10 protein-coding genes and 2 pseudogenes are annotated in these 18,707 nt (G+C 48.9%); 7 read left to right on the top strand and 5 right to left on the bottom strand.

The features are described 5' to 3' along the window. Nucleotides 1-3 precede the first annotated feature (3 nt). Both BDD43_RS20705 and BDD43_RS20710 read left to right on the top strand, forming a co-directional pair. Nucleotides 4-2,823 (top strand): beta strand repeat-containing protein, encoded by a 2,820-nt coding sequence (locus tag BDD43_RS20705; RefSeq protein WP_121199465.1) that lies wholly within the window; start codon nt 4-6, stop codon nt 2,821-2,823. A 28-nt stretch (nt 2,824-2,851) separates the two neighbouring features. Continuing rightward, nucleotides 2,852-3,724 carry a glycosyl hydrolase gene (locus BDD43_RS20710; protein ID WP_121199466.1) on the top strand — a complete coding sequence of 291 codons (873 nt, stop codon included), beginning with the start codon at nt 2,852-2,854 and terminating at the stop codon, nt 3,722-3,724. Nucleotides 3,725-3,958: 234 nt separating this feature from the next. Here the strand turns inward: BDD43_RS20710 and BDD43_RS20715 are convergent. Together BDD43_RS20715 and yiaA are read right to left on the bottom strand one after the other, a co-directional pair. Continuing rightward, nucleotides 3,959-4,851 (bottom strand): annotated as a pseudogene (locus BDD43_RS20715) (IS1595 family transposase). Between the two features lie 1,072 nt (nt 4,852-5,923). Next, nucleotides 5,924-6,370, bottom strand: coding sequence for an inner membrane protein YiaA (gene yiaA / locus BDD43_RS20725; protein ID WP_121199467.1), 447 nt, complete (start codon nt 6,368-6,370; stop codon nt 5,924-5,926). 131 nt (nt 6,371-6,501) lie between these two features. On the opposite strand from yiaA, the gene BDD43_RS20730 reads away from it, so the two are divergent. Then, entirely contained in the window at nt 6,502-8,004 is a 1,503-nt protein-coding gene (locus BDD43_RS20730) for a hypothetical protein (protein ID WP_121199468.1), read from the top strand. A gap of 174 nt (nt 8,005-8,178) precedes the next feature. Here BDD43_RS20730 and BDD43_RS20735 read toward each other — a convergent pair whose 3' ends face one another. After that, on the bottom strand, nt 8,179-9,762 hold the full coding sequence (locus BDD43_RS20735) for a membrane dipeptidase (protein WP_121199469.1): 1,584 nt from the start codon (nt 9,760-9,762) through the stop codon (nt 8,179-8,181). A gap of 2 nt (nt 9,763-9,764) precedes the next feature. Next, nucleotides 9,765-11,306: an alkaline phosphatase family protein gene (locus tag BDD43_RS20740; RefSeq protein WP_211339708.1), complete on the bottom strand. Its 1,542-nt coding sequence runs from the start codon at nt 11,304-11,306 to the stop codon at nt 9,765-9,767. Between the two features lie 102 nt (nt 11,307-11,408). On the opposite strand from BDD43_RS20740, the gene BDD43_RS20745 reads away from it, so the two are divergent. From BDD43_RS20745 to BDD43_RS20760, 4 genes are all read left to right on the top strand, one after another. Beyond that, complete coding sequence (locus tag BDD43_RS20745) at nt 11,409-12,893, top strand: dipeptidase (RefSeq protein ID WP_121199470.1); 1,485 nt, start codon at nt 11,409-11,411, stop codon at nt 12,891-12,893. 151 nt (nt 12,894-13,044) lie between these two features. Then, complete coding sequence (locus BDD43_RS20750; RefSeq protein WP_147425696.1) at nt 13,045-13,680, top strand: hypothetical protein; 636 nt, start codon at nt 13,045-13,047, stop codon at nt 13,678-13,680. 12 nt (nt 13,681-13,692) lie between these two features. Beyond that, nucleotides 13,693-14,496, top strand: a complete 804-nt coding sequence (locus tag BDD43_RS20755) for a peptidoglycan recognition protein family protein (RefSeq protein WP_121199472.1) — start codon at nt 13,693-13,695, stop codon at nt 14,494-14,496. Between the two features lie 27 nt (nt 14,497-14,523). Next, on the top strand, nt 14,524-16,977 hold the full coding sequence (locus tag BDD43_RS20760; RefSeq protein ID WP_121199473.1) for a patatin-like phospholipase family protein: 2,454 nt from the start codon (nt 14,524-14,526) through the stop codon (nt 16,975-16,977). 338 nt (nt 16,978-17,315) lie between these two features. On the opposite strand, the pseudogene BDD43_RS20765 reads toward BDD43_RS20760, so the two are convergent. Beyond that, nucleotides 17,316-18,671 (bottom strand): annotated as a pseudogene (locus BDD43_RS20765) (IS1182 family transposase); the annotation flags it as partial. Between the last annotated feature and the right edge of the window lie 36 nt (nt 18,672-18,707).

Consider the following 18,707-nt stretch of genomic DNA (forward strand, 5'->3'; position numbering starts at 1 on the left):
ACAATGAAAAATTTATATAAAAAGAGCTTGTCTCTTCTGAGCCTGGTACTTATGGTGATGACCGGGTGCAGTAAAAAAGAATCAGAAGTTAAACCCATTGCAGATAGGTTTCAAATTGTGGATACCAAGTCGGCGGTCAATGGTAATCTGGTTGATGGTACTGCGTTAACCGCGAGTAATACTTTTACGCTGGCTTACCTGAATGCGGCACCCGGTACATCCGCTACCATAAGTGCTGAGGCGATTAACGGCTTATCCATCGATCCAACCCCGGTAACCCTATCGGGAAATGCGACGGTAGATGTTCCTCTAAAGGGTATCCCTGCCAGCGATGGCACATTTACCATGACTGTTAAGATTGATCTTGGAGGTACAACATATATCTGTACCAAGATCTTCAATGTCGATCTGCCGAATATCACGGCCATTACCTCAAGCCTGCCTCTGGCGAAGCTGTTTAACGTTAATGTGGTCACAAGCGTTAATTTTGAAATTTATCCCCGTTCGACGGTGCTAACCATCACCGCACCGGCCAATACTACTGTTGAGGTGATCAGTACATCTCCTAAAGGAAGGACGCTGAAGATCACACCGACGAGCCAGTTTACCGCAGGCGATTTAGTAGTTACCTCTACCTTTATGGCGTTACCACCACTGGTTCAAACCATTAAACTGACCGCATTTTCCAAAGGCGACGGTACAGCAACAACACCTTTTGAATTGACCGATGCCGACCGCCTGAACAGGGTGGCTTACGGTTTAAACTACTCGTATATACTGGCCAACGATATCACTCAGGCTACCAGCACAGCAACCGGAGTTGTATTTGCCGGAACATTAGATGGTAATGGTAAAAAGATATCGGGCTGTACCATTAATGCCGCTACAACCGACAAATTAGGTTACTTTGGCGAATTATCGACTTCGGCTGTTGTTAAAAATTTAACACTTGATAACCTCAATATTACGGGCCAAAGTAATATAGGCGGCCTTGCGGGGATCAACAGGGGAACTGTAACCAATGTTATTATAAATGGTAACTTAACCGGTACTACCTTTGTTGGTGGTATTACAGGTAATAACTTTGGCACTATTGCAAGTTGCGATATTAGCGCCTTTAATGTAACAGGTAGTAACAATATTGCCAGTTTAACACCAACGGTAAACAGTGGTTCGTTGCAAAATGCCAATGTGATATTGGTTGTACCTACTACACTCCCTACTACAATGTATGGGGTTTCGACTCCGCAAGCTGCTGATTTTTCGTTTGCACCATCCACCGGAACAGTAACTGTAGTAACTACTCCGGCTAACTTAACCACAGCACCTATTGGGGGAACTCAAAAACTAACGCTTACACCGTTAACCGGTTTTATATCGGGCGATTTGACTGTTTCTTTGCAGAGCAATAAATTATCTGTTTTGCGCACCATAAAAATATTCTCGAAAACACAAGGGTCGATATTTGACGCCGGTGATGGGTCTGTTGGCAGCCCTTATCTGATCTCGACTGCAGCCGCTTTGGATGCGGTGAGAAACGATGTTACCAAAAATTACAAAATCGTTAACGATATCACACTTACGGGCCAATGGGTGCCTATCCCAAGCTTTAGCGGCTCGATAGACGGGCAGGGATTTAAAGTAAACAACATGACTATTACAACTGCAATAACGAACGATGGCTGGGTGAATACCAATACAGGTACCATTAAAAATATCAGGTTTGCCAATGTTAATTGTAATACAAGCGCTCCGTTTGGTGTGGTAGCCGGTAAAAACAATGGTGGCACCATACAAAACGTAATGGTGAGTGGCACGGTCACATCAACCAATACGGTCGACGTGCTGGGGGGCATCGTGGGTGAATTGGCGGCAGGGGGTAAAGTAACCCAATGTTATACGAATTTAACGATGGTTGCATCTTGCGGAATGGTTGGTGGCCTTGTTGGCCGCCTAACTACGTCCTCAGGCTCTACTGCCGAGATATCCTTCTCTACAGCTACAGGTTCGATAGAAGAGAATGCTTCTAAAAACCGGATAGGCGGTATATTGGCCCGCGCCGAAGGAACCGTTGTAGGCGGCGGTATTGTAAAAAACTGTCTGGCTACACTATCAATCACGGCTACAGGTACTGCCACCGCGGTCAACGTTAACGGCGTAGGCGGTATTTTCGGTGCCGATCAAAACGCGGGGATCGTACCAATCGATCAATGTATGTTTACGGGCACTATTTCGGCCGGCTTTTCTATCGGCGGTATTGCGGGCGTTGGCTCAAGTATCACCAACTGTTTGGTTGTGGGTATGGGGCCTGGCAATGCGTTCCCTACTTTGCGCAGTACTGGCGTACCGCAAACCGGAAATATTGGTGGTATAGCCGGAACAAACAAGGTAAAGCTGGTTAACTGTGTGGTTAAGAATGCAACGTTTAAAGCTGCCGCCACAACAAACCTGATGCCGGTTGCCGGTATGGTAAGTACCTATCAAAACGGGGGTTACACAGCCAATAGCTTTGTTGGTTCAACATCGCTGGAAGGTTCGCCAACGCCGCCAAACGGGGACTACATTTTCAGGATAGCCGGTACAGCAGGCAACAGCCCGGGCGCCAACGCCGGTAACTACGCTGCTGCCAGTGTAACCACCGCATTACGCACAACAGCTGTTGGTAATGATGCTGCCGGGTTAGATGGCGCCACGGCAAATACAACCACGCAAACGTTTTTCCAGAGTACAATGGGTTTTGATTATTCGATTTGGAAAACGGATACGGATGGTTACCCTACTTTGCAACATGCTGGTTATAACGGCGGTTTGGCAACACTTTAATTATTTATTAAACACTTAAAAAGATAAAATGAAAAGATATATTATTCTATCGATGCTTTGCGGAACATTTTTGAGCTGCTCAAAGAGCAATCAATATATCCCGGCAAAATCCTCCGTGATTACTTTTGTGCCGACAGGTAAAAAGGGTGCCGACTTTAATACCAATACCCAGATTGGCACATGGTGGGGAAACACCATTAACCTGCAAAGCAACTGGTACTATACCTGGGGTAATTCCATTCCGTTGGAACTTGCGCCACAAAACGCGGAGTTTGTGCCCATGTTCTGGAGTAAGGCCTCGGTTACCGATGCCAATGTTGCTTATACCAAGCAACTGGCAACACAGGGCCGCGCGCGTTACGTACTGGGCTTCAATGAGCCCGACCTGGCCGATCAGTCCAACATGACCGTGGCCGACGCACTGGCGGCATGGCCACAACTGGAAGCTATAGGTTTACCGCTTGGCAGTCCGGCGGCATCTTACCCCACCAGGCAGTGGATATACGACTTTATGGACCAGGCCATCTCACAGGGCCGCAGGGTGGATTTTATTTGCGTACACATGTATGTGGGTACCGATGAAAATGCCTTTGTGCAAGTGTTGCAGGACCTGTATAACAAGTATCACAAGCCTATCTGGATCACCGAATTTGCTACTGTTGCCAATGGTGCGGTTAATGTTTCTGATAATCCTTATACACCGGATATGGTGCTGGCCTTTATGCAAAGGCTGCTGCCCAAACTGGAAGATCTCACTTTTGTGCAGCGCTACTCCTGGTTTTCTGGCTCGCCCACCAGCGCCCGTTTGTGGTCATCGGCTTTGATAGACGCCAATGGCAATTTAACCAAACTCGGTCTCTGGTATTCTCAATATAAACCTAACACAGCTATTAAACGTTAATCTGTATATCTACTTCATGAGGCCCGACCGGGCGTTTGACACCCGGTCGGGCCTTCTTTTTCAGTATGGTCGGTCAGTAAGTTACCAAGCCACTTCGCTCCCGTCATCCAGTTTTTGATCAAAGGGGACGATGCGTTGATTATTCAGCCCAATTTCAACACCTCCGTTCATCGCTCTTTCCGCATAGTCTGTTTTTGACATATCCATTCAAATTAAGCTTATTGAAATAGGCGTTTAATTGATAATCATTTTATAGGTATACGGTGGCTTTTCGACCATTCTGGTCATTAGGTTTTCAAAAATGCCCTCTTTCATTTTATGCCTGTTAAAACGGTAGGTGTATTCATCAAGGTAGGATTGAAGGTGCCTGACAGCATGGTGGACACCCCTTAACCATGCTTTAAACATCATAATGCACCGGTGCAGGTCAGCAAAGTTCTTTCCTTTCTTTTCTGATTTCTCACGGATAATATGCGGAAACTCGTTTTCTAAGCCTTTATAGCCAGCCCATCTATCTGTACGAATGTTGGCTTCCTTTCTGATATGGTCTTGCATGAAATTTAGTAAGTTCTCCTTGCTTGCGGTTTTGATAACCCGTGCATACATTCTGGACACACCTTTACCCCCTGTTTTTCTATCGATACTACTACGATTTTCTTCCGGCCTTCGTTCCGGCCTATGGATTGGTCGTCCTGGCCGCCAACATAGGTTTCGTCTACATCTACCTTACCATCCATAGGAAAGTTGCCGCTGCTTTTCATAGCCCTCATTACCTTTTGTTTAAACAACCAGCAGGTTTTCTGCCTCAAGCCTAACTTCCTGCTCAGTTCAGTGCTGCTGATACCATTTTTACTTGTCGAAACATAATATACAATGTAGAATGCTTTTAAAATTGGAAACTTACAGCCCTGAAACATTGTCCGCGATTTTGCCGACTCAATATACCGGCATCTCGTACATTGACGATCTTCGGCACTGTTCCCTTTACAGTAATGACCATTGCCACACTTCTTGCAATGATAACCACCAGACCACTTGAGTTGTGCTAAATACTTTACACAGCTTTCATCGTTCGGATATCTTGACTGAAATTCAAATAATGACAGGCTCTTGAATCGTTGTTCCATAAAGCCAATTTACTAATTTTATTAGTATTTAACAAGTGTCTATTTCAATAAGATTAAATATAAGGTTAATTTTCGGAGTAATCTGCGAGCTGTGCGCTGGCGGCGACTTAAAATATCAGGGGTAAAATAAAGGAGGTTTGGACAACCCGCTCCATCAAATTGAGGGTGCTGTATTTCAATGGGGTTTCTCTTATGGTTCAATAACTGTAGCCCGAACGGCACATTTCCTCACGACGATTCTTCAGTTTGTCGTGGGTCATCCCTTTGGTATTGGCGAGATCGACAAATCTTTTTACCACACTTTCCCTAATGCTTCACGGGAAAGGATAGACTAATACTTCCTTGCCGAGGTTTACGCTTAAAGGCACGGGCAAACGCAGATCATGGGCATGCTAGAGCATGGCAATCCGGTTACATACCTGTCCGTAATCTTTTTCAGATAATTCCTCATGGTCAGTTTGCTGACAAGCTTCGAGAGCTGACTGTGCCTGGTCGTCCTATTCTCCATTATTTCACCGAAATATTGATATTATAATTACCGATCTGAGTTTGATAAGGCCCTTTACTTTGTAAGTATGGCAGTGGTTTGCCTGATTTTTGGATGTGCATCTTAATTGATGTACTTCATTCTTTGACTAGCAGCTTCAAATACGTAAAAATCTTCCCACTATGCTCCGCTTCGTGATAGTTAGCGGCTTGTAGTGCTTGGACATAATTTTTCACTTGAAATCCGATGGGTAACTTAAAGGATCATAGTTGACAAATATTACGGATTCCAGATCTGATTTAAGGTGGTTTACTGTATCAATAAATGTTTCACCTCATTAACACCTGGAGTAACTTTCCAAGAACCCGGAGAGGATCCAATTTTGAAGGACTCCTCGAACTCTTTAGATATATACATTGGTAATCCGCTACGCATATACATATGCCTCTGTTTAGAAGTGATTGGTTATTGTTATTGGTTTATCCACATAGACCACTTCAAAATCAGAAAATAGCTTGAAGGATCAAGAGGTCAAAAAACCCGCAGGCTTGCTGGGCAAGGCACTGCGGGGCGGCAACCGCTACGTTACAGCTCTTTATCCCCGATCAGTTTCGCGTCACGGGTGTTCTTTTGTACGGCAATGGCTGAAAACATGCTCAGGCAGAAGGCCATGGCATAAAAGCCTTTCTCGCTCAGCGCCATATTCGCGTTCCAGAGTCCGATCGTCAACAGGAGCATGGATGCAATAGTGGCAAACCAGCTGATACCGTAATAAAGATCGGTCACCGCAAGTCCTTCTGCCCTGTCCCGGACGCTTTTCTGTACGGAAATAACGGCGAATAATCCGAATAATAAAATGGTGAAATAATAACCTTTTTCGTTGAGCGCCATGCCGGCGTTCCATAAGCCAATGCAATAGCTCATCGCGCCGGTTAATAAGGCAAACCAGGATGCGCCGATAAATGCGGCGGTTGGTTTGAACGGGTTTCTAATTTTTGAATTTTCTTCTGTTCTGTTGGTTAGCGGTTCCATTTTTATTTTGTTTTAGTGATGAATATGAAAGTAAATGTCGGGTGTAAAACAAACCGCACAAAATCAAATAATTAAAATTACTGATGATATAATTTTGTAGTATTGCGTTTAAAATATCGTAATATATCTATATGGACACGCTTGCTGAACTGATCAATCTGCTTGATAATAATGATAAAATACTTTTCAGGCAGTTTTTAAGCCGAAAAAATAAAAGGCTGGATGTGAAAAACCTACAGTTGCTTGATTTGATTGGAACTGACGATATAACGATCTTAAATAAGCTCTACAATTCAAAGAAAAACCGTGACGCCTACCATGCTTTGCGCAAGCGCTTGCAGGACAATCTGCTGTTATTCTTGTCCCAGAAAACCTTTGAAAGCAATCATTCGGAAACCTACGAGGCCTTGCGCTTGCTTGTGGTGGGGCGTTTCCTGCTGGAAAACGAAGTGGTTAAGATCGCTTTCAACTGTTTGGACAGGGCTGAGCGCCTGGCTGAACAATCGGAGCAGTTTAATTTACTAAATGAGCTCCTGCAGCTCAAAATCCAGTACGCCCATTTGAAGGGAGCCGAAACGCTCGAAACGCTGACCGCACGCTTCCTGCAGAACCAGTCTCAGATGCAACGCGATGCCAGGCTCCATATGGCCTATGCCTACCTGAGGCAGGAACTGCAGGAAGTCCACCTGAACGGAAAAATCGTTAACCTAACGGCTTTGATGATCGCGACGATCCGCAAATACAAAATTTCAGAGCAGGATCTGATGACCTATAAATCCATTTATCAAATTCTTTTCATCGCCAATGAATACGCGGCCATCCAGCAGAATTATGGATTAATAGAGCGTTATATCCGGCGGACAGACCAATTCATGCAAGGCCAGCCACATCAAAATCAGACCTATCTTTTTTACCATATATCCATCCTGTATTTTTTGGCGAACTTTCACCTGAGACGAAAGAGCTTTGAAGCGAGTTCCACCTATCTGAAGCAAATGATGGATCTGATGGTGACCGATAGCCACTACGGGGCATTGTTTTATTTACGTTATCAGTTACTCGCTTCACTCAACCTGTTTTTTACCGGCTTTACGGGCGATGCGATTACGCTATTACAAAAATCACTCGCCGATACCAAACACAGGTCCAAGCCGGAAGATACCGAAGATCTGCGCATATGCCTGACCATGTTTTTGGCCCTGTGCGATGACCGGGGAAGTTTGAAACAACTAAGTTTACTGACACAGTCTGATGCCTGGTACGAAAAAAGAATGGGGATGCTGTGGACCATCCGGAAAAGCCTGATGGAAATTTTAGTGCATGCACAGTTTGCTAACATTGAGCTGGCCATGTCCCGGATCAGCAGCTTCCGGCGCCGGTACAAGAAGTACCTGCTTAAAACTTCGGAGGAACGCGTGCTATCGTTCCTGAAGCTGGTTGAAAAATACCTGCTCAACCCCCGTGTGGCTGTTGAGCCAGCCTATAGAAAATCTGTTTTAAACCTGACTGATCTGGCAGAAAACGACGACATTTTCACTTTGAGCTTTATTGCATGGTTAATCGCGCGCTGGGAAAAGAAAACAGCTCACCAGGTGGTGCTGACACTACTGCAGAATCCTCACTATACGCTATAGCGATTTAATGCTTACTTAGGTCCCTGTTGAATCTGCATGTGTGGGGTCCCCATTTCATCGATACTGTGACCTTGACGCGAGATGCAGTGGATCATGGTCGGGTTTTCCAGAATAATTTCATCTTTGGGTCAATCCGATGTGATTGCCAGCTGGCGAGTTAAAATAAAACTGTTATCACCCTGTGAAATGCCTTTCCAGGAAAGTTACCGCATTTCCATAACAAAAAGCTGACACAATATCAGCCGATGCCATGCCCAGATCGATCTCCCTTTCAGCGGCTCCGGATTTCAGCGCATCCACCAGGGCGGTAGCCATCCGGTCCAACGCGGTGATATTTTTACAGCAATCCACCGCTTCGATCAACCCGTCAAAATCCGAACCGATGCAGACCTGCTGCCAGGGTAAAGGAAGCCCGGATATGTCCGCCACAAAATGGATCTGCAGCAAATGGTTGGCGATCAGCCGCGCATGTTCCGTCAGCAGGGGACCGACCGCGGTAGGTACACTGGCCGTAAAGAGCTCAGCTGATTCGGTTTCGACCACGGGCTGCCAAACGGCCTGATCAGCCGGGACGGTTTCCGCCGCCGGGGCCGCTCCCGCCCATAAATTGTCTGCCAGCTCCGCAATCTTCTTCTCCCGTTCCGCATCGGGCAGCTTCAATACGGCATATTCAGCCGGGCTCAGGTAATCATGCTGCAAGGCTTGGTCATTATCCTTGCCACCCAGGATACGGACATCCATGGAGATACCGATCATTCCGCCGCTTTTCAGGATCGCGACGATGTCCTCATTAAAAAGATTGATTGATAAAGGATAGAAAGAAGTACCAACCATCAGGCCCCGGTTGTTCACCCCTTTCAGCTCCACGTAATCGGCCGTCACCACCTCGTTCACCGCCCAGCCCAGGAAAGCGTCCCCCGGTTCATTGAAGGCGTAATAGCCCACCAGGCCCGCATGGCTGGCGATGATCGGGCGGTCCGGAAAATGCAGGGCGTGTAACCGGTAGAACTGTAATCGGGACAACAAGCTCATATGTTTGACATCGATCAGCAGTCCCCTGGCATAGACATGCCGGATCAGGGCCATCCCGTCCGGTGTGATCCCCATGCCCCTGGGGAGCAAGGGCCCTTTGGTCAGGATCTTGTTCCCGTAGGCATGGTTGATAAACTGATTGGGCGTGAGGTGGGTCGGTGTGAGGTATAGGATGAGGTAGCCCAGTGCCAGGAAGGCATCCAGGTTGTCCGTCGCCTCTTTCACGGTTCCCGGCTGATCGGCATGGCTGTACAGGGCATGACCGCCCTCGATATTGAATACCGCGTGGACCGTACCCGTATCCTGCGGCCGGAAATCACCCCAGTGCTTCAGAAATTTGACCGCCACCTGCGCCGAAATGTTATCGGCCGGACGCGGTAAGGCGGTGAGGTTGGCCAGTTCTTCCGCGAATACAGACTGGTATCCATCCGCTCCGCTGTACATCTCCTGTAAGCGATGGACGTCCATCAACTGGCGAAACAACACGCTCGCACCGGCTCTGATGATGAACTGGTCCAGCATCCCGGACTCCGGCGGATGTAGCGTCATGCAGATCAGCGGCACCTGCCGCCTGAGCGTGATCTGCTGCAGCGAACACTGGCTGGACAGGATATCACCGAATACCCGGGCTGCGCCCAGGGTTTCCCAGGCCGAGAACTGTGTCCCGTCTTGCGGACGAAACAGGGTCTTCAGACCCGGATGACAATGGAGATCGAAAAATTGCATAGCTAGGTTATTGATAAATTGCCGGCGTCCATTTTGCCCTTGACCTTACCCATGTATTTCGCCGCGTCGTCCTGGGTCTGGATCGCAGCGAACTCCGTCTGAATGGCTGGATGGTCTTCGGGCGGGGAAATCGCCAGGTCCGTTTTTAGCGCGGCATGTAAGATACCAGGCAAACTCCCCTTATTGGCGGTGACACCGGGCGTACCCGAACTCATCGGGAACACCGTTTGCGTAGGAAAGTTAAGGACCGAATCAGCCGGATCCGGCAGGGTCATCGGCGCATCTGTCCGGGGCGGGTTCGCCGTATCCAGCAGGCCCATCAGCGAATTCGCGTTCGCGTCCCTTTCGGTCATCAGGTCCGTGTCAAACAGGTCGTGCAGGGTAGCCGATACTGAGGCATGGTCATAAACCCGGTGGTCGACCGTATTTTTTCGGATCAGCGGCGAAATTATCACCGCGGGTACCCGCACCCCATATTGTTTAAAATCGAAGCCATACTGGTTCAGGGAAGCGTTCACGGTCCGGTCGCCCGGTGCTACGGCTGCGGGCGGCGCTACGTGGTCATAAAATCCCCCGTGCTCATCCCAAAGCACCAGCAGCAGACTCTTGGGCCATAAAGGCGACCTGCGGATCGACTCATAAACCGATTTGATCAGCTTTTCGCCGCCCGTCGCGTCGTCCAGCGGGTGCTGGGAGCTCCCTCCTTTATAGGTATTGTGCAGCACATCGCCATAACTGGGTTCGATAAAGGTATAGGGATAAGGGTAATTCCCGCTGTTCACATCCGCGTCAAAGGCCCACATTTTATGCACCTCGGTGGCGTTGATCCCTTTCAGGGCCGCCACGTTCGGGAAAACGTCGCTCAAAAAGTTGGTCCCCCGGTAGAGCCGGTAACCGTCATCGAATTTGATCCGCAACTGGTCGAAGATGTTCCCCTGTTCAAAATGGATCCCGCCGATGTTCTGCCAAAGCAAGATCTCCTCCGTCGTCGGGCTATGGTCGAGGCCACCGGAAGTAGCCGCATGCACAAAAAAGCGGTTCGGCCAGGTCGGCCCGGGAACCGATGAGAACCAGCGGTCGCAAACCGCGAACTCCCGTGCCAGGGCATTCAGTACAGGCAATTGTTCCGGCGCGAAACACTGCATGATCTTTCCGAAGTTATCCGGTGCCTTCCCCTCGCCCGCCGTCGGGCTGGTGACATAATCCAACACAAAGCCACTGTTATCGATCACCCCATAACCAGAAGCGGGATCATAGTCCGCTCTACCCGTCAGTTGCAGGCATGTATCCACAAACTCATGCCCCGGATCCACCGGCATCGAATAATCCGCTCCTTTCTTAACCGGGTAAGTCACATCCAAATAGCTGTTCGACTCTCCTCCTGTCAATCCGTCTACCGCGGTCGGGTTGCCCGTCTCCGCGTCCCGCCCCAGGATTCCCGAAAAACCCAGCAAATGGTCAAAGGAATGGTTCTCCAGCATCAGGACGAACACATGATCGATATAAGGAAAAATAGGAGCAGCCATCTGGAAATCGTTTAACATGAATATAATACTAACTATAAATATCAAATATATAATTTACTACCTTAATATGAGCTATTTAAAATATTATTTTTATATTTAACAGAACTTAACCTGCCTGTCATGAACGGATTATTAAACCGAAAGAAATTCCTAAAAAACACGACAATCGCTTTTGCAGCATTCGCTGTTCCCGCGCCCATCAGGGCACTGGCCGCGAGTGTGACTGACGATGGTTTCAAAATGAATGACAACGCCATTATCGACCTGCATTGCCACCCTTCGATGAAAATGTTCCTTTGGGGAAAAAAGTTCTGGAAGCGCCACCTGTTGGTTTCCAAGGGCGATAACCTGTTCAACATGCAGGAAGATGACCGGCAGTTCAGCTTCGGAAATGTGCGCGGCATCCTGGCCGCCCATTACCTCCTGGAAGGTGCCACCAAAAGGGAATGGAACACGCTGAATGTCCTTTACCCCTTCCTGAAGCATATCCCGTTTCTCGACCTGAAAGACAAGATCGAATACGAGAGCGAAAAGAACCCGGAACAGGTCAACAAGATGATCAGCAAGCTCAACGAGCAACTGACCGAGGTGAACAAGAGCCGCGGCCCCGGCCAGGTCACTTATGTCATCGCAAAAAATTTCGCTGAATTCGAAGCAGCGATCAAGGACCCCAAAAAACAGCAGATCGCCGTGGCCCATGCCATCGAAGGCGGCCATGCCCTGGGCCGGAACTTCCCGATCACCCTCGAACCGCAGCAAAAACTCCAACCGCTCAGCCACGAAAAGCAGAACCAGATGATTGGCGACAAGACCCGGCTGGAAGACCGCGCCAAACCATATATCCACAACCTGGACGACTTCCGCGAGTTAGGCGTTTGCCTGATCACCCTGTCCCACTTTTTCCGCAACGACCTGGCCTATCCCGTCGACGGCATCTCCCCGGACGCCAAGAGCACCCCCGGGATGGCCTGGCAATACACGCCCGACCAGGACCGCGGCCTGACCGACATCGGCGTGACGGTCGTTAAACACATGCTTCATACCGGCGTGATTGTCGACCTGACCCATTCCGCCCCGCAGGTCCGGAAAGACGTCTTCGCGCTCAACCGCAAAAGAAGAGACGAGGAAGGTCAACCGCTCCGCCCGTTGACCTTCACCCATACCGGCGCCCAGCAGGTCTATGAATACTATGACCAGGACCGTTATCCTTTTTACAAGCATTACTGTGTTAGTGATGAAGAAATCGCGCTGATCGCAGAATGCGACGGCGTCATCGGCATCATTCCCGAAGATTTCTGGCTTACAGGCGCCGACAGCAATCTCCGCAAAGAGTTCCGTGCCATGCGCTTCGAGAACGGCATCGGCTATATGATCCAGACCATGAAATACATCAAATCCAAAAGTCCCTGCAAAGATTTCAGGCACGTCGGCATCGGCACCGATTTCGACGGCCTGGCCGACAACCCCAAAGATCTGTTCAAAAACAAACAGCTGGCTGATCTGATTACCGCGATGAAAAACGACCCGGAGTTTCAGCCCAAAGATATCACTGCCATTACGTCCGGCAACGCTATGCGTTTACTGAGGCTGGGCTGGGGTAATTAATACTTTGTGATCAGCCGGTAAACAGGGTATTAATACCCTAAGTAAATACGCAACATTACGGTATTTTAAACTATTTTTTGTTAATATGTTTATTTAATATTTACTACCCAGTCATATTAGATGACAGGCATGCACCTTAATTAAAAGCACAATGAACCCTATCTACGTATTCTGGCTCTTATTCGCCGCGCTGCTGGCAACGATTGGTTATTGCAACCAAAAGTTCTGCATGCTCAAAGACCTGAGCAAAGCGGAAAAGCAACCTTATAGCTGGTCCAGGGTGCAACTGGCCTGGTGGACGGTAATCGTACTTTCCGCATTTACTACGATCATGATCGACCGGGGGGATGCCCCTCAATTGCGTTTATCCACAGTGATCCTACTTGGGATCAGTGCGGCCACAATTGCGACAGCGAGATCCATTGACGCTGCGGAGGACAGTGATCCTACAATTTCACGTCACCAGGATAAAGAAGGCACCAATTTTATCATTGACATCCTGTCCGACCAGACCGGGGTGAGCATCCACCGTTTTCAGACCGTGGTCTTCAATCTTGCCTTTGGCGTTTGGTTCATCGCTCAGGTGATGGAAAACTTGCATACCGGTCCGAAGGTCGACATTAACCAGGTCATGCCCGATATTGCACAAAACAACCTGATCCTCCTGGGTCTGAGCTCGGCGACTTATGCGGCCCTGAAGACGACTGAAAATAAAACACCCGCTTCCGTTTCGGGGCCTGTCGTTCCTGTGGTACAAGCGAATCTGGAAGAACAACCCGTCGGCTAAAGAACAAGAACCATGGCATTCACAGACAAATACACGATCGGTACGAAATTTATTCCGAAACCTTCCAGGCGCAGGTCGGGGCTTCCCATCACCAAGGTCCGCTTCCTGGTCGCGCACGATACTGGCAACCCCGGATCGACCGCTGCCGGAAATATCCAATGGTATATTGATACCGCCAATACCGTACCACAGACTGAGGTATCCTCCGCGCATCTTTTTGTCGATGACCTCCAAATCCTGGAATGCGTCCCCGCGCTGACGGCACCGCCCGAAAAAGCGTGGCACGTGCTTTACAGTGTACCTAAGGATAATGAACTTTACGGTGTGAACGCGAACGACGCGGCCATCGGCGTGGAATACTGTTTTGGAGGGGGTATCGATGCCGACAAGGCCTATGCCAAATACGTTTGGGTCCTGGCCAAGTTGTGCAACGTGTACGGGCTGGACCCTTCCCGGGATATCACCGGTCATTTTTTTCTCGACCCAGCCCGAAAAACCGATCCCGTGACCGGACTGGCCAGGAGTCGCCGCAGTTACGATCAGCTTTTAAGGGATGTCGTCGCGGAGTACCGAGAATGCACCGGGGCGGTCATTGCCCTCCCCGGCACCGCTGTCCAAACCGGCCAGGCGACCGTTGCCGTACGGTTGAATATCCGTGCGCAGCCCAGTACCCGTTCCGCCATCATCCAGACCGTCGCACCGGGCACCATCCTGCCTTATCAGGCCATGACCAGCCAGGGGGAGGCGGTGAATAACAACCCAGTCTGGTATCAGAATATCCAGGGCAACTGGTTCTGGAGCGGCGGTACCAAATAAAAAACAGATGAATAATAACAAGGGCTTATGAAAAAGACATTAAAACTCGGATTCGCCATGGGCGGAGGCGTATCCTTAGGCACATTTTCCGGCGCCGCACTATCCGAAGCGATCAAACAGGCCGTCCTGCAGGGTGGTTATGTGGATGAGCAAAACAACTTTCAATTGTACGAAAGGGTAATCGTCGATGTATTCGCCGGGGCTAGCGCCGGGTCGATGTCGCTGGCGATCATGCTTCGTGGGCTAGCCTACCAGACGCCTGCCGAGATCGCCAGGGCGACCACGACACTGGAGAACGACCCGGCGATGCGTTTTGCCACGCTGACCGCTGACCAGCAGGCGGACCTCATCGCCGCACAGGTGGTGCAGGACCTACAGGCCGATATCTGGATCAACGACATCAATATCGATGTACTGCTGGGTACAACCCCTGAACAACAGGCAGACCTGACCTATGAGGCTGGTCTGCTGCGGCGCGGTGCGCTGGAAGATCTCGCCCGGAAATATTTTCCGATGGACCAGATTGCAAACGGGTTCCCCAATAAACGCATCCTGGCGGATGAGGTCATCTTTGGCAGTTCGCTAGCCAACCTGACCGGCGTCAGGTTCGACAGCAGGAAAGGAAACCCGCTTAACAATCCGAACTATGCCGCCTCGGGGGATGCTTTCACGTCCTTTTGTCATCAGGAGTTCCGGGTATTTCACCTGTTCTTTAACGAACAGTCCAGCGGCAATGTCACGCCGGAAAATTTCCCCCCGCAATGGATGCGTTACCATAAGGGGCCCGCGCAACCGGGCTATTTCGGCGACCTGACCAAAAGCACGGCCTGGTCCAGGATCGTCGCCACCTCCATCGCCTGCGGCGCTTTCCCTTTTGCCTTTGAGCCCGTGGTCCTGGAGCGTTTTAAATTTGAGTTCGAACAATGGCCAGAAAAAATAGACCAGGAAGTCTCCCGCCTGGCCACTGGCCGTACGGATCAAATCTCTTACCCTTTCACCTATATGGATGGTGGAACATTTAATAACGAACCCGTCCGCGAAGCCTTCCGAATGGCGGCGTTCCTGGATTCAGAATGCGACCCGGAAAGTTTTGACCGCGTGATCGTCTTTGTCGACCCCAGCCTCGACAACGATGAAATGAATTACCGCGTACCTATTCACCAGCGCTATACCGTACAAAAACCCAGGGCTTTTCTAGGGGGGCTGGACGGCTACGACCTGGTCCGAAAAGCCACGTTGGACAGGATCATTCCGCATCTTAGCACCCTGGTCTCCATGCTGATCGATGAGGGCAAGGTCAATGAAAACGACAAGATCGGCTACATTATGGACCTTTTCGATAAAAAGCCACAATACGACGCTTTACTGGCCACCCTGATCAATAGCGCAGCGGTCACCGCCCCGCTGGTTGAAGCGGTTAAGGTAAGCGTCAAAGACCTAATCGAGACGACCAAGATCAACACCTTAATTCCGCAGGGCGCCATCACCCTCAGGGGAGAACTGATGCGCGTCTGTTATGAGAACAAGGCGGCCTTCTCTGGCCTTAAACCGGCGATCGATACTTTTATTGCGGATGCCGCCGCGGTGGATACTACGCTCCTTAAACCTTTCCTGGAAGCCCTCTATACGATCTTTATCGACCTGCTGCTCAACCTGACCGGTAAAAGCAAAGAAAGCAAGATCATCGCCGTTGCACCGGTGGTGATCAAGGCGGACGGTACCAGAGACACTGTGACCCTCCCCGGCGGTTACCTGAGCGGCTTTGCGGGCTTTATGTCCAGAACACCCAATTATTTCGAGGCCGACCTGGCCAAATACTGCGCGCAACTACTGATGCGCGACTTGGGCATGCTCAAAGCCAACCATGTCCTCCCGCCTTATCAGCCCTGGTCGGATGCCCAACAGAAAACTTTTTCCGATGAATACGGCGCTAAACTTATCAACCTTAATGCACGCATAGACAACCTGTTCGCCAATGCCAAATTCATCGACATCTTCCCGGGCATCGACCAGGTCGCCCTCAATACTTTCAGCAAAATAGTCAAAAACGCGGTCGACGCTATTCAGCTATACGATGACCCCTATTATTCCTTTGTCTTTATGGTTCCCGTTACAGAAAAGAGTTTCGAGATCGACGGCTCCGGTAATTTCAGCGACTCCGGGGCAATCAAAATAGACGGCTCGCTATTCCTGGTTACCGAACTTTATTACCATTACCGGGCAGATAAAATGTACTGGGCAGGCGTCCACGCGCAAGATGGCCAAATAGTCATCGAGCGTAATGGTTTCGCATTCCTGCCCGACCGTAAATTCTGTAGGATCGACCTGCCAGCCTTTGAAATGCTTCAAAAAGCCAATCTGATGCCCAGTCCTGTATTCACCTACCGGCAATTAATCGACGCAGACGCGGGAACGGTGCTTCCAGCCAAAGGCTGGACGATTAGGCCGGGTGTGAGACGCATGGATGAAACCCTTTTGTAAAAGCAGGATGAAGTGTAATTTACCATACATGAAAACAAAATAAACTAAAGCTTGACCCACTAAACATCATTTTATTTACTGATTGTTTGGGCGCATACATCTAAACAATCAGTAAATAGCGACGGGAATACTTATCGCGAGTAGGGAATCTTATTTTTTTTGAAAAAAAAGAGTAATCGTCGTTCGTTATGAAAATCAAATAACTTCAGTCGAGATCGTTCATCACGGCTCTCCTATGAAATAAAGATAAATAGCTTTGCATCCGGCCACAATCCCCTGAATTCCGTTCGTTCTGACCCTTTTGGACAACTTCAGCAATTCATCGAAACTCAGGTTTATAGTTCGTACGCCTGCTGTTTTAACCGTTTCAGGTTCTCATTGACCTCAATGCCCCGGTTGTTTTTTGATTTATGGCAGGCACCGTTCAGCGGGCAGTTTGCACAGTTCTTCGCCTGGTACCTTTTTATATTTTGTTCAAACCCGGTACTGGTTTTCCTGGTGTAATTGCCGATAAAGTGCATCTGTTGCCCCATCGGGCAGATATAGCAATCCCTTTCCTGGTTATAAAAAAGCTTATCGGCAGCAAAGGGGAACTTACGGTTATGGTTTTCATGCTGCTGTTTATCGAACATGCCATACTTTTCAAAAGCGGTGACTTTCTCTTTTTCAAGCAAGGTGTAGTTTTCTTCCGAACCATACCCGGCATCAGCGGTAAGCCCCTTGGGCGCCTTGCCGAAACTGGCCATATACTGGGCCAAATGAAGGGTCAATGTAGTGGTGTCTGTAGGATTGGGGTGAATAGTGTAATTGACGATAAACTGGTTGGAGGTGGAGATCTGCACATTATAACCCGGCTTTAACTGCCCATTTTTCATGTGGTCTTCCTTCATACGCATAAATGTAGCGTCGGTATCTGTTTTGCTGTAACTGTTCCTGTCCTTCAGGATGGTCTCCTGTTGCTCATATTTGGCGATGCTTTCCGGGTATTTTTTGGTGACATACTTCAGCTTGTCCTTAATTTTCTTATCTATGCTTTCCTTGCCTGCCAGCTTTTCGTTCAATTGTTCTATAGTGGCTTTTACTTTTTCGCTGTCTATTTCCGTAAAATCAGGCGGCTCCGGCATTTTATCCTCATCGGATGCGATCTGCTGGGCATACTGCCAGATCTCCGTGAGCTGTTTTTTCATTTTTTCCTTATTGGTCTGGATGGATTTCTTCCAAACAAAGGTGTATTTGTTGGCATTGGCTTCGATCTTGGTGCCATCTGTATTGACCTCCTCAATGCTTAACAATCCTTCTTCGGCCAGCAGTTTCACTACTTCTTCAAATACACTCCGCAACGCATCCTTTAAACGGACACCCCTGAAACGGTTAATGGTATTATGATCGGGGTAGCCCATTGAGCTCAGCCACATAAAGTAGACACTTTCCTTACAGGCCGCAGCCAACTTGCGGCTGGAATAGGTATTGGTTACATAGCCATAAATCAGGACCTTTAACAGTAGCTGCGGATGATAGCTGGAACTCCCTTTGATATGGTAGGCTTTTAACAGCGGTTCTATGTTAAGCTTGTTGATCACTTCGTTGACCACTCTGACCGGGTGTGTTTGCGGGATCAACTCGTCCAATGTTGGCGGGATAGCAAGGATCTGCTGCTGGTTATAAGGCTTGAAAACAGGTTGTCTTATTGCCATATCTCATTTATTTATACTTTAAATATATGAAAATGA

The sequence above is a fragment of the Mucilaginibacter gracilis genome (assembly GCF_003633615.1).
GTDB classification, from domain to species: Bacteria; Bacteroidota; Bacteroidia; order Sphingobacteriales; family Sphingobacteriaceae; genus Mucilaginibacter; species Mucilaginibacter gracilis.